The organism is Enterocloster lavalensis (assembly GCF_046603895.1).
Classification (GTDB): Bacteria; Bacillota; Clostridia; order Lachnospirales; family Lachnospiraceae; genus Enterocloster; species Enterocloster lavalensis.
This window is the reverse complement of the sequence record NZ_CP176637.1, coordinates 459,146-480,370: the sequence shown is the minus strand read 5'-3', so window position 1 is coordinate 480,370 and position 21,225 is coordinate 459,146. Positions and strand designations below refer to the sequence as shown.

General features: G+C 56.3%; 18 protein-coding genes. 12 read left to right on the top strand and 6 right to left on the bottom strand.

Annotation, left to right across the window (positions count from 1 at the left end; genetic code table 11):
- Positions 1–54: 54 nt before the first annotated feature.
- The 6 genes from ACK2JC_RS02040 (at position 55) to ACK2JC_RS02015 (ending at position 6,546) form a co-directional block, all read left to right on the top strand.
- Positions 55–1,173, top strand: a complete 1,119-nt coding sequence (locus ACK2JC_RS02040) for a sugar ABC transporter substrate-binding protein (RefSeq protein WP_092370890.1) — start codon at positions 55–57, stop codon at positions 1,171–1,173.
- Between the two features lie 246 nt (positions 1,174–1,419).
- Positions 1,420–1,875: an IS200/IS605 family transposase gene (gene tnpA / locus ACK2JC_RS02035; protein WP_368282592.1), complete on the top strand. Its 456-nt coding sequence runs from the start codon at positions 1,420–1,422 to the stop codon at positions 1,873–1,875.
- Positions 1,876–2,088: 213 nt separating this feature from the next.
- Complete coding sequence (locus tag ACK2JC_RS02030; RefSeq protein ID WP_092370893.1) at positions 2,089–3,591, top strand: sugar ABC transporter ATP-binding protein; 1,503 nt, start codon at positions 2,089–2,091, stop codon at positions 3,589–3,591.
- Positions 3,588–4,565: an ABC transporter permease gene (locus ACK2JC_RS02025; protein ID WP_227169273.1), complete on the top strand. Its 978-nt coding sequence runs from the start codon at positions 3,588–3,590 to the stop codon at positions 4,563–4,565. The genes ACK2JC_RS02030 and ACK2JC_RS02025 overlap by 4 nt, the downstream gene beginning before the upstream one ends.
- A 21-nt stretch (positions 4,566–4,586) precedes the next feature.
- The gene (locus ACK2JC_RS02020; protein WP_320936029.1) at positions 4,587–5,621 is read left to right on the top strand and encodes a Gfo/Idh/MocA family oxidoreductase; all 1,035 of its coding nucleotides are present in this window, start codon (positions 4,587–4,589) and stop codon (positions 5,619–5,621) included.
- Between the two features lie 10 nt (positions 5,622–5,631).
- Positions 5,632–6,546: a sugar phosphate isomerase/epimerase gene (locus ACK2JC_RS02015; RefSeq protein ID WP_320936028.1), complete on the top strand. Its 915-nt coding sequence runs from the start codon at positions 5,632–5,634 to the stop codon at positions 6,544–6,546.
- Between the two features lie 88 nt (positions 6,547–6,634).
- On the opposite strand, the gene ACK2JC_RS02010 is transcribed toward ACK2JC_RS02015, so the two are convergent.
- The 5 genes from ACK2JC_RS02010 to ACK2JC_RS01990 all read right to left on the bottom strand — a co-directional run bounded on the left by ACK2JC_RS02010 (position 6,635) and on the right by ACK2JC_RS01990 (position 12,064).
- Positions 6,635–7,141, bottom strand: a complete 507-nt coding sequence (locus ACK2JC_RS02010; protein ID WP_092370902.1) for a CarD family transcriptional regulator — start codon at positions 7,139–7,141, stop codon at positions 6,635–6,637.
- A 164-nt stretch (positions 7,142–7,305) separates the two neighbouring features.
- On the bottom strand, positions 7,306–8,166 hold the full coding sequence (locus tag ACK2JC_RS02005) for a patatin family protein (protein ID WP_276950264.1): 861 nt from the start codon (positions 8,164–8,166) through the stop codon (positions 7,306–7,308).
- 219 nt (positions 8,167–8,385) lie between these two features.
- Positions 8,386–9,528 (bottom strand): mandelate racemase/muconate lactonizing enzyme family protein, encoded by a 1,143-nt coding sequence (locus tag ACK2JC_RS02000; protein WP_276855550.1) that lies wholly within the window; start codon positions 9,526–9,528, stop codon positions 8,386–8,388.
- A 96-nt stretch (positions 9,529–9,624) separates the two neighbouring features.
- Positions 9,625–10,899, bottom strand: coding sequence for an SLC13 family permease (locus ACK2JC_RS01995; RefSeq protein WP_092370911.1), 1,275 nt, complete (start codon positions 10,897–10,899; stop codon positions 9,625–9,627).
- 256 nt (positions 10,900–11,155) lie between these two features.
- A complete protein-coding gene (locus ACK2JC_RS01990; RefSeq protein WP_320936026.1) occupies positions 11,156–12,064 on the bottom strand; it encodes a LysR family transcriptional regulator in 909 nt (302 codons plus the stop codon).
- Positions 12,065–12,432: 368 nt separating this feature from the next.
- Here ACK2JC_RS01990 and ACK2JC_RS01985 point away from each other — a divergent pair, with 368 nt between their 5' ends.
- The 3 genes from ACK2JC_RS01985 (at position 12,433) to ACK2JC_RS01975 (ending at position 15,759) form a co-directional block, all read left to right on the top strand.
- On the top strand, positions 12,433–13,578 hold the full coding sequence (locus ACK2JC_RS01985; RefSeq protein ID WP_320936025.1) for an ROK family transcriptional regulator: 1,146 nt from the start codon (positions 12,433–12,435) through the stop codon (positions 13,576–13,578).
- 108 nt (positions 13,579–13,686) lie between these two features.
- Positions 13,687–14,802 (top strand): SIS domain-containing protein, encoded by a 1,116-nt coding sequence (locus tag ACK2JC_RS01980; RefSeq protein WP_320936024.1) that lies wholly within the window; start codon positions 13,687–13,689, stop codon positions 14,800–14,802.
- A gap of 21 nt (positions 14,803–14,823) precedes the next feature.
- A complete protein-coding gene (locus ACK2JC_RS01975) occupies positions 14,824–15,759 on the top strand; it encodes an ROK family protein (RefSeq protein WP_320936023.1) in 936 nt (311 codons plus the stop codon).
- A 140-nt stretch (positions 15,760–15,899) separates the two neighbouring features.
- Here ACK2JC_RS01975 and ACK2JC_RS01970 read toward each other — a convergent pair whose 3' ends face one another.
- Entirely contained in the window at positions 15,900–16,820 is a 921-nt protein-coding gene (locus ACK2JC_RS01970) for a LysR family transcriptional regulator (RefSeq protein ID WP_320936022.1), read from the bottom strand.
- 180 nt (positions 16,821–17,000) lie between these two features.
- Between ACK2JC_RS01970 and ACK2JC_RS01965 the strand changes: the two genes are divergently transcribed.
- Genes ACK2JC_RS01965 through ACK2JC_RS01955 form a run of 3 tightly spaced genes read left to right on the top strand, consistent with a single transcriptional unit; the run spans position 17,001 to position 20,906 of the window.
- Positions 17,001–18,308 carry a CapA family protein gene (locus ACK2JC_RS01965; protein ID WP_368272201.1) on the top strand — a complete coding sequence of 436 codons (1,308 nt, stop codon included), beginning with the start codon at positions 17,001–17,003 and terminating at the stop codon, positions 18,306–18,308.
- Between the two features lie 13 nt (positions 18,309–18,321).
- Positions 18,322–19,719 carry a YfcC family protein gene (locus ACK2JC_RS01960; protein WP_320936020.1) on the top strand — a complete coding sequence of 466 codons (1,398 nt, stop codon included), beginning with the start codon at positions 18,322–18,324 and terminating at the stop codon, positions 19,717–19,719.
- Positions 19,720–19,730: 11 nt separating this feature from the next.
- Complete coding sequence (locus ACK2JC_RS01955) at positions 19,731–20,906, top strand: M20 family metallopeptidase (protein WP_320936019.1); 1,176 nt, start codon at positions 19,731–19,733, stop codon at positions 20,904–20,906.
- Positions 20,907–21,225 lie beyond the last annotated feature (319 nt).

Here is a 21,225-nt window from a genome sequence, read left to right as displayed (position 1 = left end):
ATAGAGAAATGCCCGGAGAAAAACGGGGAAAAGTAAAAATCAGGAGGAAGAAACATGAAAAAAGTATTATCAGTAGTATTGGCATCCGCTATGGTATTGTCCCTTGCGGCCTGCGGAGGACAGCAGACGGCAGCCACCACGGCAGCGGCTACCGAGGCGGCCACTGAGGCTGCTGCTACGGCAGGAACGGATGCAGCCACCGAGGCGGCGAAGGAAGAGACCACCGCAGCGGAGGCGACCGCTGATCTGAAGGGCAAGATGATGGGCGTTGTGACGCCTGCGGCGGACCATGGTTTTACCGCTGAGTCCATCCAGCACTGCGAGGCAGAGGTTAAGGCGCTGGCGGAAAAATACGGCTTTGATTACAAGTTCATGACAGCGGCCGAGTCCGGCGAGCAGAGTAACGCCGTTGAGACCATCCTGGCCCTGCAGCCCGACGTGATGATTTTATGGCCTGTAACCGGCGACGAGCTGAGAAGCGCCGCCCAGAGCGTACAGGATGCCGGCGTTCCGCTGATCATCTATGACCGCCTGATCGAGGGCTTTGAGCCCACCAGCTGGATTATGGGCGACAACGACGCCATCGGCGAGGGCGCAGGAAAGTATTTCAGCGAGTATTTCAAAGAGGATCTGGCGGCAGGCGAGGTTGGAATCCTGGAGTTCAAAGGCGATTCCTCAACGGTTCCCATGCAGCGTTCCAACGGTTTCTGGAATACTGCGGACAAGAACTTTAAGCTGATCCAGGACTTCAGCACCGACTGGAGCCAGCAGATCGCAATGGAGCAGATGGAAAGCTTCTTAAACACCAAGAGCGTGGAGGAGATCGAGTCCATCAAGGCTATTTTCACCCATGACGATGAGATCGTATTCGGTATCGTGGAAGCTCTGAAGAACTACAACGGCCCCGCGAACATCAACATCAAGCTGATCTCCGGCGTATCCGGAGGCGAGGGCTTCATGGATCTGTTCGAGAATTCCGGCCTGGAAGGCATCGACTTCATGACCTACACCTTCTCCCCGTCTATGGTACGCGACGCTGTGGGCCTTGGCTTAAAGGTATTACAGGGTGAGACCCTGGATTCCAGCTACCTGATCCCCACCGAGATGATCGACAAGACAGATTACAAGGAGTACATGGAATCCGATCTGTACAAGATTCGTTACAGCTTATAATTCGGACATTCTATACAGCCGGCCGGCCACAGGCAATTTTCATACACGCTCTGAAGCCGGCCGGCTTTTTATTCTGGCTTTAGCCAGTTGAGTGCGTTGGAGTTCCTGAGGTCAGGAACGGAGACGTGCGAAACAGAAAACCACCTGCTTCGCGGGTGGTGCAGCAAGTGCTTATAGCACAAAAATCACCTTTCCGTTAGAATAGAGTTGTTCAAGCTACTATCTAAGAAAGGAAAGGTGATTTTAATGGCACACAAGAATCATGATATGGCACATACAAAGTGGATGTGCAAATACCACATAGTGTTCACTCCTAAGTATAGACGAAAAGTGATTTATAATCAATATAAAGAAAGTATACGAGATATATTAAAGACGTTATGTGGATACAAAGGAGTAGAAATATTAGAGGGTCACTTAATGCCGGATCATATCCATATGCTGGTCAGTATTCCGCCGAAATACAGTGTATCCAGCTTTATGGGATACTTAAAGGGAAAGAGTGCGCTTATGATTTTCGATAAGCATGCAAATCTAAAGTATAGGTACGGAAATCGCCACTTTTGGGCAGAAGGTCATTATGTCAGTACAGTAGGCCTAAATGAGGCAACGATTAGGAAGTACATTCAGGAGCAGGAGAAATATGATATAGCAATGGATAAGCTGAGTGTAAAGGAGTATGAGGACCCCTTTAAGGGGTAGCCGGTAATACGAACGCCCTTTAAAGGGCGGCAACGAGTCAAGGGCATAGTGGCTTGAACGTAGTAAAAGCCAGCGTCTTTAGGCGCTGGCCGGTAACTGCCCCTTATAGGGGCGAGCAAACCACTCGTTTGACGGGTGGTCATGATGGCCATAACAAGCCAAAGCGTCCGTGGGGATTTGGCCGCCGGGCGCTCACAACAAGGAGGTTAAAACATGAAACTGGATATGCAGGGAATCCGCATGGAGTTTGGGCCTGTGACAGCGCTTCACGATGTGGATTTTCACGTGGGACCGGGTGAGATACACGGCCTGCTGGGAGAGAACGGGGCGGGCAAGACGACCCTTATGAACATTCTCTCCGGTACATTTCCTCCTACCGCAGGGAAGATTGTGATTGACGGGAAAGAAATTACGGGGATGACCCCACAGAAGTCAAAGGAAATGAAAATCCGCTTCATCCACCAGGAACTGAATCTCTGCAACGATTTAAAAGTTTACGAAAACATGTATCTGGGGGAAGAGATTACAAATAAAACCGGCCTGGTGGATAAGAAGGCCGAGATCGCCAGAGCCCAGGAGGTTCTGGACGGCATGGGTGTCAAAATCAGCGCCACCGCTCTGGTGGCGGACCTGGAGACGGCGAAAAAGCAGTTGGTGGAGATCGCCAAGGCGCTGCTGTTCCAGTCCGAGCTGATCATTATGGATGAGCCGACCACGGCTCTGAACAACCAGGAAATCAACAACCTCTTTACTATCATGAGAGGTCTGAAGGAGCAGGACGTCAGTTTTATTTATATCTCCCACAAAATGCCGGAGATATTTACGATCTGCGATAAATATACGGTTCTGCGGGACGGCCGGTTCATTGAGACGGGGCTGATCCGGGACATTGACGAGCATCAGGCCACAGAACTTTTGATCGGAAAGACATTTGTCAACGCCAACTTAAAGGAGCTTCAGGAGCCCTGTGTGGGCGGGGAAGCGGTGCTCACAGTGGAGCATCTGTCTGGGGATACCTTCGAGGACGTCTCCTTTGAGCTGCATAAGGGTGAGGTCATCGCCATCACCGGTCTTCAGGGCGCGGGAAGCGGCGAGCTGGCCACAGCCCTATTCGGAGCCACGCCGGCGAAATCCGGGACGGTCAGGACCAAAAAGGGTGCGCTTAACACCAGGAGCATCAAAGATGTGATGCGCCACGGCATGGCCATGGTTCCCTGCAACCGGAAGGAGCGGGGAATTCTGCCGGATCTGAGCATCCGGGACAACAATTCCATGTCGTTTTTCACCTTGCTGCACAAGAAGCTTCTGATCAACAACAAGGAGGAGACCGCCAGGTTCGAGAAAAACCGGGCCAAGCTGGAGATCAAGGTGGGAAGCGAGAAGGATCCCATCACCTCTCTGTCCGGCGGCAACCAGCAGAAGGTGATCGTGGGCCGGTGGCTGGAGACGGAGGCAAAGATCCTGATCATGGATAACCCTACCCAGGGAATTGACGTGGGTGCGAAATATTCGATTTACAAATTGATTCTGGAGCTGGCGGCCCAGGGCAAGAGCATCCTGGTGTTCAGCACGGAGTTCCCGGAGATTTACCAGATTGCCGACCGCTGCCTGGTGATGTACAAGGGAAGAATCAGCGGAATACTGGAGCGGGAAGAGATGAGCGAGGCCAATGTGATGGCTCTTTCCACAGGTTCGAAAACGGAGGTAGTAAAGTGAACACCAAGAGTGCAAAGACATTTGACATGAAACAGACCTGGCAGAATATAACCACCAATTACAGCCACTGGCTCAGCTTTGTTTTTCTGATGCTCATCGCGGTTGTGATTAATCCGTCCTTTTTGTCATTCACAAACCTGACCAACCAGTTTGTGCAGGGTGCGATCACCGGCATCTGCGCCATGGGTATGAGCCTGGTGATCTCCGCGGGTATGATCGACCTTTCCGTGGGATCCTCCGTGGCGCTGATCTCAGGACTGGGCGTGCTGCTGCTCAATAAGACCGAGAGCATCGCATTGTGCCTGCTGTTCTGCCTGGGCTTCGGACTGATCCTGGGACTGATCAACGGCGTGCTGGTGACCAAGGGAAATATCGCTCCCTTTATCGTCACACTGGCCAGCTTTTCGGCTTACCGTTCCATCATCAACCAGCTGGGACAGGGCGGCCCCTTCACGGTCAGCAAGACCATGTACGACGGGTTCCGCAAGATTGCGGCGGGAAGGGTGATGGGAATTCCCAACCTGATGCTGATCTTTATTCTGATCACTGTGATCACCGGAATTATTATGAGCAAGACCAAGTTCGGGCGCTATGTGTACGCAGTTGGTTCCAACCAGCAGGCGGCCAGGCTGACGGGCATCAATGTGGGCCGTGTGAAAACGCTGATCTACATATACGCAGGTACTCTTTACGGATTGGCGGCGTTCCTTCTGGCCAGCCGTCTGACCTCCATCCAGGCGGCCAGCGCGGGCGACGGTTATGAGATGGAAGCCATCGCGGCCGTAGCCATCGGCGGAACCTCCATGGACGGCGGCAGAGGCAAAATTATCGGCACCTTCCTGGGCGTTCTGATGCTGAGAATCATCCAGACCGTGCTGGTGATGGCAAATGTGCCTCCGTTCTTAAACGGATTGGTGCGCGGCATCACCATTATCATCGCAGTGCTGGCACAGAGCCGCAAAAAATCCAAATAAGATCAGGCTGGAGGGATAGAAATGTTTAAAATAGGGATTATCGGATGCGGGAAAATCGCGCAGGTCAGGCATATTCCCGAATACGCCGACCATACGCAGGCAGAGCTTGCCGGATATTACGATCTGAATACAGAGAGGGCCAAGGAGCTGGCGGACCGGTACGGTGGAACGGTGTATTCCTCCTACGAGGAGCTCTTAGCCGACCCGTCCATTGACGCGGTCAGCGTCTGCGTGGCGAACAACGCCCACGCCAAAATCACCATCGAAGCGCTGCATGCCGGAAAGCATGTGCTCTGCGAGAAGCCCATGGCTATGGATCTGGCCTCCTGCGAGGCGATGGTGGCTGCTGCCAAGGAGACCGGGAAATACCTGATGATCGGACACAACCAGCGCCTCGCCAAGGCCCACGCCAGGGCCAGACAGCTGGTGGCGGAGGGCGTCATCGGAGATATCGTGACCTTTAAGTCCAACTTCGCCCACGGCGGGCCGGAGACCTGGAGCGTGGACCCGGGAAAAAATGTGTGGTTCTTTGACAAGCAGAAGGCAAGCCTGGGGGCCATGGCGGATCTGGGCATCCACAAGACGGACCTGATCCAGTTCCTCACCGGAGTCCGTGTGGCGGAGGTGATGGCATTTTTGGGCACATTGGATAAGCGGGATGCTTCCGGCTCTCTCATTGGGGTGGACGATAACGCCATCTGCATTTACCGCATGGAGAACGGGATTATGGGCACCATGACCGCCAGTTGGACCTGCTATGGGGATGAGGACAATTCCACCATCCTTTACGGAACGAAGGGCGTGATGAAGATTTACTGCGACAAGGATCACTCCATTGTGCTGGAAATGCGCAATGGGGAGCGGATTTACTATGATATTGACCAGATTCAGACAAATGACAACCAGACCAAGTCCGGCGTGATCGACATGTTCATGGATAGTCTGGTGAACGACAGGGCCCCGGAGATCAGCGGGGAGGAAGCGCTGTCCGCGATGAAAGCCGTGTTTGCGGCCGTGGAAAGCGCAAAGACGGGAAAAAGCGTGAAGGTATCATAAGGAGGACGAGATGAAATTAGGATTTGTGAGTGCGATTCTGGACTGGATGTCCTTTGAAGAGGTGATCGACACGGCCAGCAGCCTGGGGTATGAGTGCGTGGAGGTGGCCTGCTGGCCCTGCGGCAAGGCGGAGCGCAGATACGCGGGTGTCAGCCACATCGACGTGGATGAGCTGGACGACGGGAAGGCCGCCCACATCCTGGAATACTGCCGGTCCAAACAGGTGGAGATCTCTTCCCTGGCATTTTATCCGAATACCATGGACGGGGACCTGGAGAAGCGGGCCGCCAATATCGAACATTTGAAAAAGGTGATTTTTGCCTCCGAGAAGCTGGGCGTGGGCATGGTGACCACCTTTATCGGGCGGGATCAGACGAAGACCGTGGAAGCCAACATGGAGCTGTTCCGGGAGATTTGGCCGGATATCATCCGCCTGGCGGAGGAGCATCACGTGAAGGTAGCCATTGAGAACTGCCCCATGCTGTTTGACGGGGACCAGTGGCCCGGCGGGCAGAATCTGGCCACCACACCGAAGATTTGGCGGGAAATGTTCGCCGCAATCCCCAGCGATTACTTTGGTCTGAACTATGACCCCAGCCATTTTGTGTGGCAGATGATGGATTATATCAAGCCCATGTACGAGTTCAGGAATAAGATTTTCCATGTGCACTATAAGGACATCAAGCTTTACAGGGACCGCTTAAACGAGGTGGGAACCATGGCGTACCCCCTTCAGTACATGGCGCCCAAGCTTCCCGGCCTGGGGGATGTGAAGTGGGATGAGTATGTCAGCGCGCTGAATGATATCGGATATAAGGGGTATACCTGTATCGAGGTGGAGGACCGCAGCTTTGAGGGAAGCCATGAGGCGGTTATTGACAGTCTGGTGTTGAGTCAGCGGTATTTGAGGCAGTTTGTGGTGTAAATAGAGGATATGGCAGAAGGATAAAAAACAGGCCGCCCGGCCGGATCCATTCCCTGGATCGGCCGGGCGGCCTGTTTTTTTCTGTAGTTTACACGGACGCACACGGTTCTGTCCGTTTTTCGATGTATTCAGGGACTTTCGCGGGATCGATGTCCAGGGCTACGGAGAGCTCGCCGTACAGCAGCTTCTGGGCGATCTTGATCACGTCCCGCTGGTTGCCGGAGAGAGCTTTACCGCTTCGCTTGCCGGAAATGGACTGGCGGGTGATCTCCTTGATCATAGCGCCCAGCTCCAGGCAGTTGCCGGATTTGAGAATCTGCTGGTGGGCTTTGGCTTGCTCCTTGTAGTTGGCATGGGGCTCGCAGGCGATGTCCGGCCAGGACAGGACGAAGCGCTCCGCTTCCTGTTTGGTCATGATCTCTCGCATCAGAACCTTGTCGCTGTCCACCGGGATATAGATGGTGGTATCATTCTCAAAGCTGGGTGTCAGGGAGTAGTACAGTCTGTCGCTGCCGGAGAAATCCATGCTGGATATGTCGTTTACGCGGCACACGCCTACGGTTCCATAGAATATAAAAGCTCCTTTTTTAAACAAATTCACACCTTTCTGAACGGATGATGTTCCAGTGATTACGCGGGTAATCTAATAATTATAGCACACTTTTATGCTTATGTAAACCTGTATGCTGAAAAACATTTTTACCCAAAATTTTTTGATTGATTGCCATGGGCCGCTGGCACAGCCTGTGGGCAGTTTTATCATTCCCCCTGCAAAAACCCTCTCACCCGCTCCACCGCCTTCTCCCCGTCCTGCCGTCCCAGATCGTACATCTGGCGGATTTTGTCCGGGTCGTGCTCGGTGCGGTGGATTTTGATGGTCCGGCTGGGGCGGATCACCAGGATTTCACCGGCTTCTTCCATGCGTCTGATTTCGTCCAGCTGGCGGTTGTACATCAGGTGGCGGCGGGCCATGGTCTCCACGAAGTTGGGGTAATCGCGGTAGACGCGGTGCAACAGAGGCGTCATGCGGTTGGGCTTTTTTCGGTAGCTCATGGGGCGGGTGGCTACGACCACGCAGCGCTTGTAGCCCATTTTGCGGAAGGCGGACACGGGGATGGAGTCGGCCACGCCGCCGTCCAGCAGCTTGCGGCCCTCCAGCTCCACGATGTGGGCGGCCAGTGGCATGGAGGCGGAGGCCCGCACCCAGTCGATCTGATCGCCCCGGAGGTTCTCGCAAAGCTTGTAGACCGGCTCACCGGTTTCCACGTCGGTGCAGGTCACGTAGAAGTCCGTGTCCGAGGCCTCAAATGCCTCGTTGTCAAAGGGGTCCAGGATTTCCGGAAGCTGACGGTAGCAGAAGTCGGTTCCGCAGAGCTCGCCGGTTTTGATCAGGGAGCGGAAGCTCATGTACTGGGGATCGCGGCAGTATTTTAAATTGTAGCGGATGGATCGCTCCCGCTGGCCGGCCACAAAGCTGCAGCCGTGGATGGCCCCGGCGGAGACGCCGATCACCCCGTCCACATGGATATTCTGTTCAAGAAACACGTCCAGGACTCCAGCCACATAGATGCCTCTCATGCCGCCGCCCTCCAGGACCAGTCCGGTTTTTTCAGGATTCATATGATTACACCTCGATTGAAAGATTGATGACAGCCCGGTTGGGAAAACCAGGAAACTCGCTGTTTATTAGAGTAACACTTGTTGGGCCGCGTGTCAAATGGAGGTGTGGAAAATGCCCCTGTGGCGGATGGGAAATCCGGGCGCAGGGGCATTTTATAAGCGGAGGGTCGGCTGGGGGATGGCTTCCGCAGCCGCATTGGATATTCGTACGCCGCCTCCCTACACGTCGTACACGGACCCGTCGTAGGCGGTCTGGGCGGAGATGCTTCTCTGCCGGGGCGGGAATTTTTCCGTGATGTTGTCCACCAGCTCGATTCCGATGCCGGGGGCGTCGGGGATCAGGATATAGCCCCCGTCCTCCCGGAAGGGCTCGGTGGTCATTTCGGCCTCATTTCCCTGGTGATAGAAGGAGGGGAACTCCTGGATGCCGAAGTTGGGGATGGCGGCGTCCAGTTGCAGGCAGGCGGCGGTGGAGACCGGGCCTAAGGGATTGTGGGGCACGATCTTCGCGTAGTTGGCCTCCGCCATGGCGGCCACCTTTTTGCTGGGGGTCAGGCCGCCCAGGGCGCAAACGTCGGGGCGGAGGTATTTGGCGGCGCGCTTCTGGAGAATGGTCTCAAATTCCTGGATGTTGATGAAGCGCTCGCCCGTGGCAACCGGAATGTTGGTGCGGGCCGCGACATCCGCCATGGCCTCGGGGCTGTCCGGCGGGATGGGGTCCTCCAGGAACAGGGGGCGGTAAACCTCAACGCTCTTCGCAAATGCGACGGCCTCGCAGGGGTCCATGCTGCGGTGGCATTCCAGGATCAGGTCGAAGTCGTCGCCCACGGCCTCACGGCAGGCTTTCACCTTCCGGGCGTAGGTCTCCACCTTGTGGTTGTAGATGCTGCAGGAGCGGTCCGCCGTGGATTTGGAAATGTCCCCGGTGATCATGAGACGGGCCGCGTCGTAGCCCTTTTCCTTGAGGGAGACGCAGAAATCGGCCATTTCCTCGGCTGTGTAGCGGAACACGGCTTCGTAGCTTCTCACCCTGTCCCGGCATTTTCCGCCGAGAAGCTCGTAGACCGGCACGCCCAGGGCCTTGCCCTTGATGTCCCAGAGGGCGATGTCGATGGCGGAGAGTGCGCTCATGATCACGGAACCCCGGAAATACATGCTGCGGTACAGATAGTTCCAGTGGTGTTCGATTCGGAAGGGGTCCTGGCCGATGAGATAGTCCGTGAAGCGCCTGAGAACGCCCTCCACGCCGTCGAGGAAGCCCCAGGCCCCGGCCTCGCCGGTGCCGTGAATGCCTTCGTCGGTGGTGATTTTGATGAACAGATATTTGCTTGCGGGGATGATTTCTAAACCGGTTATTTTCATAGTGTGGTCACCTCTATATCAGTTTGATTAATTGCAATGGACCATCGGGCGATTGCTGTATGTAATGGGCTGCTGGCGCAGCCATCGGGCGATTACTTAGTAGAACGGGAACATCATGGGCAGGGTGAAAATGCAGACGATGGTGATGATAACAGCCAGCGGGGTTCCGCATTTTAAGTAGTCCTTCAGCTTGTAGCCGCCGGGGCCCATAATCATGATCTGGCAGGGGGCGGCCATGGGGGTCAGGATGGAGGTGCAGCTTGCGATCAGCACGCCCATCACGGCCGCTCTGGGGTCCACGCCGATTTTCACGCAGGCGGCCGCAACCAGGGGGATGAAAATGGTCACGGTGGCCAGATTGGACATGACCTGGGTCAACAGGAAGGGGATGATGAAAAATACCGCCATGATGATGTAGGGGTTGGTGGTATTTCCCAGCAGAGAGATCATCCAATCCGCCACCACGTCGCCTGCCCCGGTCACTTTGATGGCGTCGGAGAGGGCCAGCACCCCGGCGAAGAGGAACACGGTGGGCTGGTGGATCGAGCTTAAGGCCTCGCGCTCGGAGAGCACGCCGCAGAGAACCAGAAGGCAGGCGCCGATGGAGGCGGTCAGGTACATTTTGATGCCGATCACGGATTCCAGCAGCATGCAGGCGATGGTGCCCAGGATGAGGACGATTGCCAGCTTCTCTTTGGAAGCGGACAGCTTGCTTGCGGTGTCCTTCTTCTGGATGTTGTCCGTGAAGGTGGAGTTGTCGATGTCGGGCATGAGCCGGTAGCCGATGAACACCATGTAGGCCAGGGAAATGATCAGGATCGGGATTCTGGCAATGGTGAAGTCCCAGATGGTGAAGGGGGTGGAGGCTCCGGCCTTGATCATCACGTCGCTCCAGGTCATGTTGCTGGCGCCCTGTCCCAAAAAGGTCATAGCCGTTGCGATGTTGGCGACCGCCATGGCGGGAAAGAGCATTTTACTGCGGCTGGTGCCGATTTCGTTGGCGATGCCGACCAGCAGCGGGATCATGATGGCCGCGGTGGCGGTGGCGCTGGTCAGGCAGGCCAGGAAACCCGCAACCAGGGAGGAGATGAGAATCAGCATTTTGGGGTTGTTTTTGTAGCGGATGACCAGCTTCTGGGCCTTGTCCAGCAGGCTGGTTTTGGTTAAGGCAGCGCCGATGACGAACATGGCGACGAACATGACCACGTTGGTGTTGATGAAGCCGCTTAATGCCTCGGCCGGCTTCATCACGCCGGTGAGAATGAGGGCCAGTATGATTCCGGCCGAGATGATGGAAAATGGGATTTTACCCGATAAAAACGCGATGATGGTGCACAGCAGTATGATGAGCGTGATTTGTAATGGTGTCATGATTTCCTCCGTACATGATAGTTTTTGCAGGATTGGACTCCTGGGGGATGACTGCGCAGTCATTTGATATACTTATCATAAAACAATCATGAATGGATGTACAGCTCAATATTTTCAATGTTTATCAACTTAAAGTTGATATTATCTGAGAGGCAGGAGGGATGGGTGATCCGGGGAGCTGCGCAGGAAATTTGATTCCGTGGGAATGGCGGCTTGCCCTTTTGCCGGCCGCGCAGCCCGCACCGGGTCCGGGAAATCAGCGGATATGCTTTCTGCATATTTCGTGGAACACCTGAATTTCCTCCGCCAGCATGGTGTCCTCCAGGTGGGCGATGACCAGCTCCTTGGACAAGGGGTTTTCGCCCACGGACAGGGGGACGATCTCCGTGTCGAAGAGGTTGTTGAAGATCATGTGGTCCAGCGTGATCATCAGGGCGCGGGTGTAGGCCACGCAGGCCAGGCCGCTGCGGGAGGAACCCAGCTGGTAGGCGATATTGGGCTTTAACTGGTAATAGGCGTAGAGATTGTCGGCGTAGGTGCGGTAGGGGGAACCGGGCATGAGCATCACATTCGGCTCATTGCAGCAGCAGGACATGTCGATCCAGGGGTAGGAAAAGCCGGCCTTGTCCACCGCCTTCTGGACCACCGGATGGTTTTTCACGGCCGCCATCACCAGATCGCACTGGAAAATGGTTTGGTAGCAGAAACCGCGCTCCCGCTTGTCGATCACCGCCAGCAGCACGTCCAGCTGGCGGTCCTTCACCATCTGGATCAGTTCCCCGATGGGATGTTCGTGCATGAGGATATTGATGCCCGGAAACGCCGTCTTTAGCTCCGGCAGTATGAAGCGGAACATGACCTCCGTAAAGCTGGCCTGAACGCCCAGCCGGATGACGCCGCGGCTCATGCTGGAGAAGCGGCTCATCTGCGTTTCCAGCTCCCGCTGAATCTGCTCGATTTCCCGGCTTTTCTGGACGTAATATTCCCCGGCCTGGGTCAGCACGAAGCGCTTGCCGATGCGGTGGAACAGCTTCACCTGCAGCTGTTCTTCCCGGGCCTGGACAAATTTGCTCAGGGCCGAGGGCGTGATGAACAGATTGTCCGCTGCTTTGGTGATTCCGCCGCAGCGGGCCACCTCTAAAATGTATTCGATTCCTTTATCCATAGGTCTGCCTGTCCCCTCATATATTGTATACCCGCCGGTCCGTAACGTCCGCAGTCCGCGGCGCGTCAGGCGGCGGGGCGTTTCTTTCTATTGCCTTTATAATGTCTTTATAATGGCAAATGGGCAAAAGATCAAGTGGAAAGTGAAATAGTCCAGTAATAAATTTTATTGATACCGTACATTTTGTACAAAACAAGCGGTGAAAATTTGTGGAAGCATAGGTCAAAATATTCTTGATATTTATAAGAATTTGAAATATGATAAAAGCAGATGAAATTCATTTCCTGCCCGGCATTCGGTCTGCGGCAGGATTAAAAAAACATAATTAGTCCAATTATAAAACTAATCAAGAAATGGAAGTGAATGCGATGGCAAAAGGCGGAAATCCCAGGCATCTGGAACTGATCCGCAGGATCAACCGGTCGCTGATCCTGAATATGGTGAAGGAGAGGCAGCCGGTGAGCCGGGCGCAGCTGGCCCGGGCGTTAAATCTGAGTAAGACCACGGTCAGCTCCATTGTGGACGAGCTGGTCCGCAAGAAGCTTTTGGTGGAGTACGGGGACTGCTGTCCCTCCGGCGGGGCGGGGCGGCCGTCCGTGATGCTGGGGTTTAATCCCAGGTCGGCGTACTGCGTCGGCATCGATATCGCCAGCGCCAACCTGCGGCTGATCATCACGGATTTGGCGGGGGAGGTGTTATTTGAGACAAAGCGCCCGCCGTCCAGCCGGATCGGCGAACTCATCGGGATTGTGGAGGAGGCGGTGCGGGACTGCGGGCTGAAGATAGAGACGGTTTTCGGCATGGGGATCGGAGTGCCGGGGATTGTGACCGCCGAGGGAAGCGTGGTGCGGGCGAAATTTCTGGGGTGGAGCAATTTTCCCTTGAAGCGGCTGATGGAGGAGCATTTCCCGTTCCCGGTTTTCGTGGAGAACGGCGTGAATCTGGCGGCCCTGGGGGAGCGCTGGCTGGGCTCGGGGGATCAGGTGGACGACATGCTTTTTGTCCGAATCGGAACCGGGATCGGCGGGGCGGTGATCAGCGGGGGACAGCTGATACACGGGGCCGGAGGCAGCGCGGGGGAGATCGGATATTTTCTGGAGAGCCGGGATGTGGAGCTGGGAAATGTCAACCAGCCGGGGCAGCAGGGCGTTCTGGAACGGAAATGCTCCGGGGCCGCCCTGGCTGGACATGGATGGCCCACAGAGGAGCTGTTCACCGCTTACGGGCAGGGGGATCAGGAGGCCGCCCGGGTGGTGGAGCCCTTTATCCGGGACCTGTCCGTGGCCATCGCCAACTGCGTGAGCCTTTTGGGGCCCGCCAAGGCGGTGATCGGGGGAGATGTGTCGGAGCAGATGAGCCCGGTGATCTACCGGCTCCGGGAGGAGGTGGAGCGGTTCACCCCCATCCGCGCCGACGTCTGCCTGGCCAGCCTGGGGGGCCGGGCCGGGGCACTGGGGGCGGTGTTCCACGCGGTGACGGAGGTGGAGCAGCAGGATTTGCGGATGCAGCCGTGAGACGAATTGGCGGCAGCGGGGGGAGGGCGTGGCACGGCACAGCCTGGCCTGGCCCTCACCCTGCGGCCTGAGATATCCCAATAAAAGGAAAATGAAGGAGGGTTACTGATGATGAGTGCGGAAAAACGGAATGTGATGCTGGAGGAGATCCGGTCGGAGCCGGGCTATTTTGAGGAGTGCCTAAAACGGCGGGAGGAGCTGACCGGGGATTTTGTGAAGCTGTTCACGTCCCACCGGTTCCGTCGGATTTATTTCAGCGGTTCCGGGTCGCCGTCCCACGCGGGGCTGGTTTTAAAATACGCTGCGGAGAAGCTGTTAAATATAGAAGCGACGTATTCCTACCCCATGCTGTTCAACAACCATGAGGGGTTAAACGTGGGCGGGAAATACAAGCCGGAGGAGATGGTGGTTATCTGCCCGGCCGAGTCCGGCCGCTCCAAGGGCGCGGTGATCACGGCCCGGGCGGCAAAGGCCCAGGGGATTCCGGTGGTGTGCACCACTTTGAACCCGGAGGGGGTGTTGGCAAGGGAGTGCGATGTGGTGATCGTAAAGCCGTCGGGCAATGAGCTGGCGCTTCCGTCCACGAAGGGGCATTCCACCGGCATTTTCCTGCTTTTACTCTGTCTGGTGGAGACGGCCAAGGCGCTGAATACGATCGACGTGGAGACGTACCGGGCGTACATGGAAGGGTTTGAGGGATTGATTCAGAGCTGTGGGGCGGCTGTGGAGCGGACCCTGGAGTGGTTTGAGGGGCACAAGCGGATGGTGATGAACGCGCCTTTTTACCGGGTGATCAGTTACGGGGCCAATTACGGGACTGCGCTGGAGACGGCCCTGAAATTTATCGAGACCCACAAGCGGCTGACCATGGCCTACGAGCTGGAGGAGTTTATGCACGGGCCCATTCGGACGGTGAATCCCGGTGACTGCATTTTCTTCCTCTGCGCGGAGGACGGGCCGGAGAAGGAGCGCATGAAGAAGCTGTATGAGGTGGTTCGGAAAATGACGGACAACTGCGTACTGGTCTGCGGTGGGGCGGACGGCGCAGAAAATCCCATGGCCCTGACTTTCCCCGCGGTAAACCGGGAGTTTTTGACCGCGGTGGAATACCTGACGCCCATGCAGGTTCTGGCCTGCGAGATCGGCCGCCACTTAGGCTTCGACCCCACCGAGGGCATGAACACGTGGGCCAAGCTGGCCATGGAACCCAGCTTTTCCGACTGAGCCGGGCAGGAAAGGAGCGCTATGGAACGGGAAGTGATTTTGGCGGTGGATATCGGCGGTTCCAAGTATGTGGCCGGGCTTGTGGCCGCGGACGGCACAGTGATCTGCAAGGAAAAATACTGCTGGAGCCGGATGTCGGCGGAGCAGGTGACGGCGGATATCATTTCCGCCATGGAGCGGGTGATCGAGGAGCATCCGGGGGTGAAGATCAGCGCCGTGGGCATGACCATACCGGGACTGGCGAACCCGGAGACGGGGATGTGGATCTCCGCTTCCTTTATGGGAATCTACAATCTGCCCATCGGCGGGATCATCGGACAGCATTTTGGGCTTCCAGTGTACATCGAAAATGACTGCAACGCCTGCGCGCTGGCGGAGCGGATGTTCGGGCACTGCCGGGAGATCGGGAATTTTCTGTATCTCACGGTGAGCAACAGCATCGGGGGAGCGCTGTTTTTGAACGGGGAGCTTTACCGGGGGTTTAAGGGAAATGCTGGGGAAGTGGGGCTGATCCATGTGGACGTTGGAAACGGGCCGGACGGGCCGGTCAGGATGGCGGTGGAGGACTGCGCGTCCGGGAGAGGGCTGACGGAAGGGTATTTGGCGTTGAAGGAGAAGGGAGAGAGCTGGGGGATGAGAAATGCCCCGGACGGCGTGAGCATCGCCCGCCTTGCCAAAGAGGGCGACCCGGTGGCGCGGGGGGCGTTCCGGCGGGAGGGGATTTACCTGGGGCAGGCCATCGCGGCCTGCTGCGCGGTTCTGGACCCGGAGGTGGTGATCATTGGAGGCGGATTATCGCTGGCATTTGAACATTACCAGGACGCGCTGCGCGGGGTATTGGCGCGGGAGCTTCGTATTGCAGCCGGCGAGGTGCCGCCGGTGAGGCCCACGGCTCTGGGGTATGACGGAGGGCTGATTGGGGCGGCGGCGTTGGCGGTGAGAGGGATGAAGAAGTAAGAATGGAAATGTAATTTATTGGAAAAACAAAAAAAGGGCGGAAATCCCCCGGCAATGAATGTATGGAGATCAGGTGGGCTGACATAGATTCATTGCCGGGGGATTTTCTGTTTGAATGCAGCAGGCGGCTGACGTTGCACCTATGGAATCATCTGCGCGATCTGGCTGTGGATGGCGGTTTTGAGGATGGAGATGCGGCTCGTTTCAAGGGGCGAGGCCAGGGAGGCCAAAGACCAGCTGACCAGTTCCTCCTTGACGGCGGGGCTGGCGAAGAGAATACCGGGAATATGGGAAAAAGTGGGGATATAGCTGGCCAGCGTAAAACAGCAGCCCAACTCCGCGGCCACGCTCTGCATATGGATTTCCATGTTGGAGGTAGGGGACTGGCGGGTATTGTGGATTCCATGGCTTTCCAGAAAATGGGCGGCAAAGGGGTAAATACTCTGGTGAACGCCGGGCATGAGGATTTGGTCGGCGGAAACCTTCTCGATGGGCAGCAGAATCCGCGTGCCGTCGGGAGACACCTCGGTACGATCCTGCCAGGAGGCGGGACAGGCCATCAGCAGCCGGTCGCCGCAGACGAACTGGTAGGTGAAATCCGGGTTCTGCAGCCGGTGGGCGATGAGGATGTAGTCGATCTGCCTCCCGTAGAGCAGCTGTTCCAGCTCTTTCACGGACCCCAGACGAAACGTAAACTGGACGTCGGGCACCATCTCCTCCAGCGCTTTCATTAGCGGCACCATAAAGCTGATTCCGCGTCTCCGGTAGATTCCGATGGAGATTTGACGTGTCTCCCGGCGGCGCCACAGCGCCAGCTCGTCCATGAATTCCTGGTCCACGGCCAGGATCTTGTAGGAACGGCGTATGTAGGCTTCGCCGATCTGGGTAGGTGTAAAGTTTTTCTGATCACGGACAAAGAGAGGGGCCCCCAGCTCCTGTTCCAGCTTCCGAATATACATGCTGAGGGCGGAAGGGGAGATATAGAGGGCCTCCGCCGCGCCGCGGATGGTTTTTTGCTCGGCCAGAACGGTGACGTAGCGCGCTGCTTTCAGATCGGACATAGTGGTTTCCTCCCGAAGTATTTTATGTTCCATGATCCCATTATAAGGGAGCAGACGCCAACACGCAACGTTCAGTTTTTCTGAACAGCCATTCATTTTTATATACTGTATTTTACGGTTGTTTCCCCTTACGATAAAGATAGTTCCATATGACAATACAGAAAGCGAGGGGGAAATGCATTGGGAAACATCATGAAATTTACGGCAAGCGGAGACGCCCTGATCATGCATCGGCTGCCGGGGGAATATCCGGGAAGGGAGAGGATCCGGGAATTCATTGAGAGGGGGGACGCCAGAATCACCAACCTGGAAACCACCATTACCGACGGGAATTGTTTTCCGTCGACCTTCTCAGGGGGAACCTGGCTGACAGCGCCGGAGGAAGTGCTGGAGGATTTGACGGATTTCGGCTTCAACCTGTTCGGCGTGGCGAATAACCACATGCTGGATTACTCTTACGGGGGATTTTTCCAGACAATGGAAGCTTTGCGGCGCAGGGAAATCCGCTTTGCAGGGGCGGGTGAGAGTCTGTATCAGGCTTCGCGGCCTGTGATGGCGGAGACCAAGGCCGGCCGGGTGGCGTTGATCGCCGTGACGTCCACATTTGACGATACGGCCAGAGCCGGAGTCCAGGGGCCCTATCTGCCTGCGAGGCCTGGGATCAATCCGCTGAGACACCGGGAGGTGTACGGCATTTCGCCGGAACACATGGGCTGGCTGCGGGAGATTGCGGAGGTGTCCGGGGTAAATGTGAAGAACAAGCGGCGGCTGAAAACCGGGTACAAGCTGCAGGCGGAGGACGGTTTGTTCGAGTTCCGGGACATGCTGTTCTCGCCAGAGGAACGCGAGGGCAAGCGGACATTTTCGGATCAGGAGGATTTGGAGCGGATCAGGCGGGATATCGCAAATGCCAAACTGACGGCGGAGCATGTGGTGGTAATGATCCACTCCCACGAGATGAAGGACGAAAATATGGAGAGCATCGACGACTTTATTGTGGAGAGCGCCCACGCCTTCATCGATGCCGGGGCCAGCATGATACTGGGGGGCGGAACCCATCAGCTCAAGGGGATCGAGCTGTACCGGGGCAGGCCCATCTTTTATTCTTTGGGGAATTTTATCTATCAGAACGAATTTGTGCGGATTCTGCCGCCGGATTTTATGCGGAAATATCATTTGCCCTACGACACGGACCCGGCCCAGGCGCTGGCGGTCCGGCGCTCCCACGCCAGGAACGGAGGCCAGCAGTCCGGGGAAAATTACCTGTCGGTGATCCCTTGCGTGGAAATGGACGGGGACACCTGCGTGAAGATCGAGCTTCTGCCCATTTCCCTGGGCGTGACGAGAGAGAAAGCCTTCAAGGCCATTCCCTACCCGGCAGATGAGACGGAGGCGGAGATGATTTACCGCGCGCTGGCCCGCCTGAGCGGGGAGTTCGGAACCAGGCTGGAGCAAAAAGATGGCGTAATCGTTGTGAAATTACAGTAGGAGGGGTTAAAGTATGGAAGGGAACAGGAAGAAATTTAAGATGCCGCATGCGCTTGTGATTATGGTCATCATTATTTTCATCGCCACGGTTATGACCTGGATCGTGCCTGCGGGCAAGTATGTGCGGGTGGAAAATGCCCAGGGCGTGAAGGTGGTGGACCCCAACCAGTTCCAGTGGCTGGAGCGGTCGGCGGTGGGAATCCAGATGATTCCCTATTATATCATCCAGTCCCTGAAGAGCAAGTCCAACCTGATGTATGTGACTATGTTCGCGGGGGCGGCATTTCACATGATCGCGCTGTCGGGCGCATTGCAGGTTGCCGTGGGGGCTGCGTCCAGGAAATTTCGCAACAAGGCCCATCTGTTTATTCCGGTGATGACCACGCTGTTCGCGGTGATTTGCAGTACCCAGGCGGTGAACCATTTCATTGCATTTGCTCCCATTATGGTGGTGATCGCCATGGCTTTCGGACTGGACTCCATCACGGGAGTGGCGATTATCCTGCTGGGCGGCGCAATCGGCTTTTCCACGGCGGGGCTGAATATCAACACAGCGGTGCTGGCCCAGAAAATCTGCGAGGTTCCGCTGTATTCCGGCCTGGGCTTTCGGGCGGTGTGCTTTGTGGTGTTTCTGGTGGTGACCAATCTCTACCTGGTGCGCTATGTGAAAACCATCACCAAAAATCCCGCCGCTTCCCCGATGTATGAGCTGGATCTGCAGCGGGAGGAGAAGGAGGCCGATCTCTCCGCATTTGGGCGGATGGATTGGCGGAAAACCGGCGTTCTGGTATCTCTGGTTGGCTCTCTGGTGCTGTTGATGTATGGAAATATCAAGCTGGGATGGGATTTGGAGGAGGATGCGGCGCTCTTTCTGGTGCTGGCCGTGGTGATCGGTTTTCTGCTGGCCATGAATCCCTCGAAGATTGCCTCGGAGATCGTGAACGGCTGTAAATCCATGCTGGGCGCGGCCCTTCTCATCGGTCTGGCGGGAGCGATTGCCGGCGTGATGTCGGCGGGAAATATTACGGACACTATCGTGTACGGCGCGGGCCAGCTATTGTCCCATATGCCGCGGTTTTTATTGGGGCCGGCCATGTTTATCGCCAATATTCTGGTGAATATGGTGATCGTGTCCGGCAGCGGACAGGCCACCGCGGTCATGCCCATTATGGCGCCGCTGGCGGACCTGCTGGGGCTGACCCGGCAGACGGCGGTGCTGGCGTTTACCTTCGGGGATGGGTTCTGTAACTACGTTCTGCCCCATTCCTCCGCGCTCATGGGAATTATCGGAGCGGCGAACGTACCGTATGACCGTTGGATGCGGTTTATGTGGAAGCTGTTCCTCATCTGGGTGGTCACGGGCTGCGCGCTGCTGTCGGTGGCGCAGATGATCCATCTGGGACCGATGTAAGGAGAAACGATATGGGAAAATTTGACAGAAAAACGGAGGTCATGTCGGTGATTCGGCGGGAAGAGCGGGAGTTGACCGCCATGTCGGACCAGATTTTTGATCATCCTGAAATGGCTTTTAAAGAAATGTTCGCCTCCGGGCTTTTGGAGGACTATCTGGAGCGCAGCGGGTTTGAGGTGGAGCGGGGGCTGGGAAGCCTTCCCACCGCCTTCCGGGCGGTCTTTAAGCGGGGGGAGGCCGGTCCCAGGATCGGACTGCTCTGCGAGTATGACGCCCTGCCCTCGGGCCACGCTTGCGGCCACCAGCTTCAGGGACCTGCCGTGGCAGGAGCGGCGGTGGCGGTGAGGAAGCTCTGCCGGGCGGAGGCGTTTACGCTGGTGGTTTACGGCACGCCCGCAGAAGAAGGGAAGGGCGGAAAGGTAATCCTGCTGGACGAGGGTTATCTTGGCGATATGGATGTGGCCCTGATGATGCACGGTGGGCCGGCCACTCAAACGGATATACGGTCCATGGCCAAGATTTCCTCCACAGTAACCTTTCACGGGCGCAGCGCCCACGCGGCATTGAAGCCGGAGGCGGGCCGCAGCGCCCTGGACGCCTTGCTTTTATCCTTCCAGGGAATCGAGTTTCTGCGGGAACACGTGAAAGAGGACACCAGAATCCACTATACGGTGGCCGACGCCGGAGGACCATGTAACATGGTGCCCGCGGTGGCGGCGGGGGAGTTTGGCCTCCGTTCCTATGATTCCGCATATCTGGATCAGTTGATCGCGCGGTTTGAGAATATTGTGAAGGGAGCAGCTCTGATGACGCAGACCCAGGTCTCGATTGCGTACGGACAGAGAATCGAGGGGAAGATTCCGGCCATCGCTCTGAATGATCTTCTGATGGAAATGGCGGAACTTTTTGATGCACCGGACCGGAAGCCGCCCCGGGAAAAGACCGGGTCCACAGATTTCGCCAATGTCATGCACCGGATTCCAGGCTCCTGTATCCGGGTGGCGTTCGTGCCGGAGGGGACTTCCTCGCATTCTCAGGAATATCTGGAGGCGGGTAAGAGCCAAAAAGCGCACGAGGCCGTATTATGCGGCGCTGCGATTCTGGCAGCTGCGTCAATAGAACTGGCGGAAAACGGCGCTGTATTCGATCAGGTGAAGGAGGACTTCCGGAAACGCAGGAAAGGGTAGCAATAGCCCCTGCGGATCAGGAGGCCGGATCGCCGCGGGTGGAAATTGTGATAGGTTAAAGATAATGGAAAAAAAGAGGTTGTTCTTTGCTGTTTAATTTAGCAAAGGCAGCCTCTTTTTGTTGGGTAGAACCAGTTAAAAGGTGTAAATTCCAATGAGTCACGAAGATAGAACCGACAGCCGGGAACCTTGAGGAGATGATAGATTTTATTTTTCACCGCTGGACATTAGGTTGGGCTGTAAAACCGGCGGCGGATATGGTAGAATGTTGATAACTGTCCGGAAAAGTATTTGTATCTGTTTGGCGCCTGGACGTTAC

Coding starts and splice junctions, on each gene's coding strand:
- ACK2JC_RS02040 (WP_092370890.1), top strand. CDS start 55: ATGAAAAAAGTATTATCAGTAGTATTGGCATCCGCTATGGTATTGTCC.
- tnpA (WP_368282592.1), top strand. CDS start 1,420: ATGGCACACAAGAATCATGATATGGCACATACAAAGTGGATGTGCAAA.
- ACK2JC_RS02030 (WP_092370893.1), top strand. CDS start 2,089: ATGAAACTGGATATGCAGGGAATCCGCATGGAGTTTGGGCCTGTGACA.
- ACK2JC_RS02020 (WP_320936029.1), top strand. CDS start 4,587: ATGTTTAAAATAGGGATTATCGGATGCGGGAAAATCGCGCAGGTCAGG.
- ACK2JC_RS02015 (WP_320936028.1), top strand. CDS start 5,632: ATGAAATTAGGATTTGTGAGTGCGATTCTGGACTGGATGTCCTTTGAA.
- ACK2JC_RS02005 (WP_276950264.1), bottom strand. CDS start 8,166: ATGAATCCTGAAAAAACCGGACTGGTCCTGGAGGGCGGCGGCATGAGA.
- ACK2JC_RS02000 (WP_276855550.1), bottom strand. CDS start 9,528: ATGAAAATAACCGGTTTAGAAATCATCCCCGCAAGCAAATATCTGTTC.
- ACK2JC_RS01995 (WP_092370911.1), bottom strand. CDS start 10,899: ATGACACCATTACAAATCACGCTCATCATACTGCTGTGCACCATCATC.
- ACK2JC_RS01990 (WP_320936026.1), bottom strand. CDS start 12,064: ATGGATAAAGGAATCGAATACATTTTAGAGGTGGCCCGCTGCGGCGGA.
- ACK2JC_RS01985 (WP_320936025.1), top strand. CDS start 12,433: ATGGCAAAAGGCGGAAATCCCAGGCATCTGGAACTGATCCGCAGGATC.
- ACK2JC_RS01980 (WP_320936024.1), top strand. CDS start 13,687: ATGATGAGTGCGGAAAAACGGAATGTGATGCTGGAGGAGATCCGGTCG.
- ACK2JC_RS01975 (WP_320936023.1), top strand. CDS start 14,824: ATGGAACGGGAAGTGATTTTGGCGGTGGATATCGGCGGTTCCAAGTAT.
- ACK2JC_RS01970 (WP_320936022.1), bottom strand. CDS start 16,820: ATGTCCGATCTGAAAGCAGCGCGCTACGTCACCGTTCTGGCCGAGCAA.
- ACK2JC_RS01960 (WP_320936020.1), top strand. CDS start 18,322: ATGGAAGGGAACAGGAAGAAATTTAAGATGCCGCATGCGCTTGTGATT.
- ACK2JC_RS01955 (WP_320936019.1), top strand. CDS start 19,731: ATGGGAAAATTTGACAGAAAAACGGAGGTCATGTCGGTGATTCGGCGG.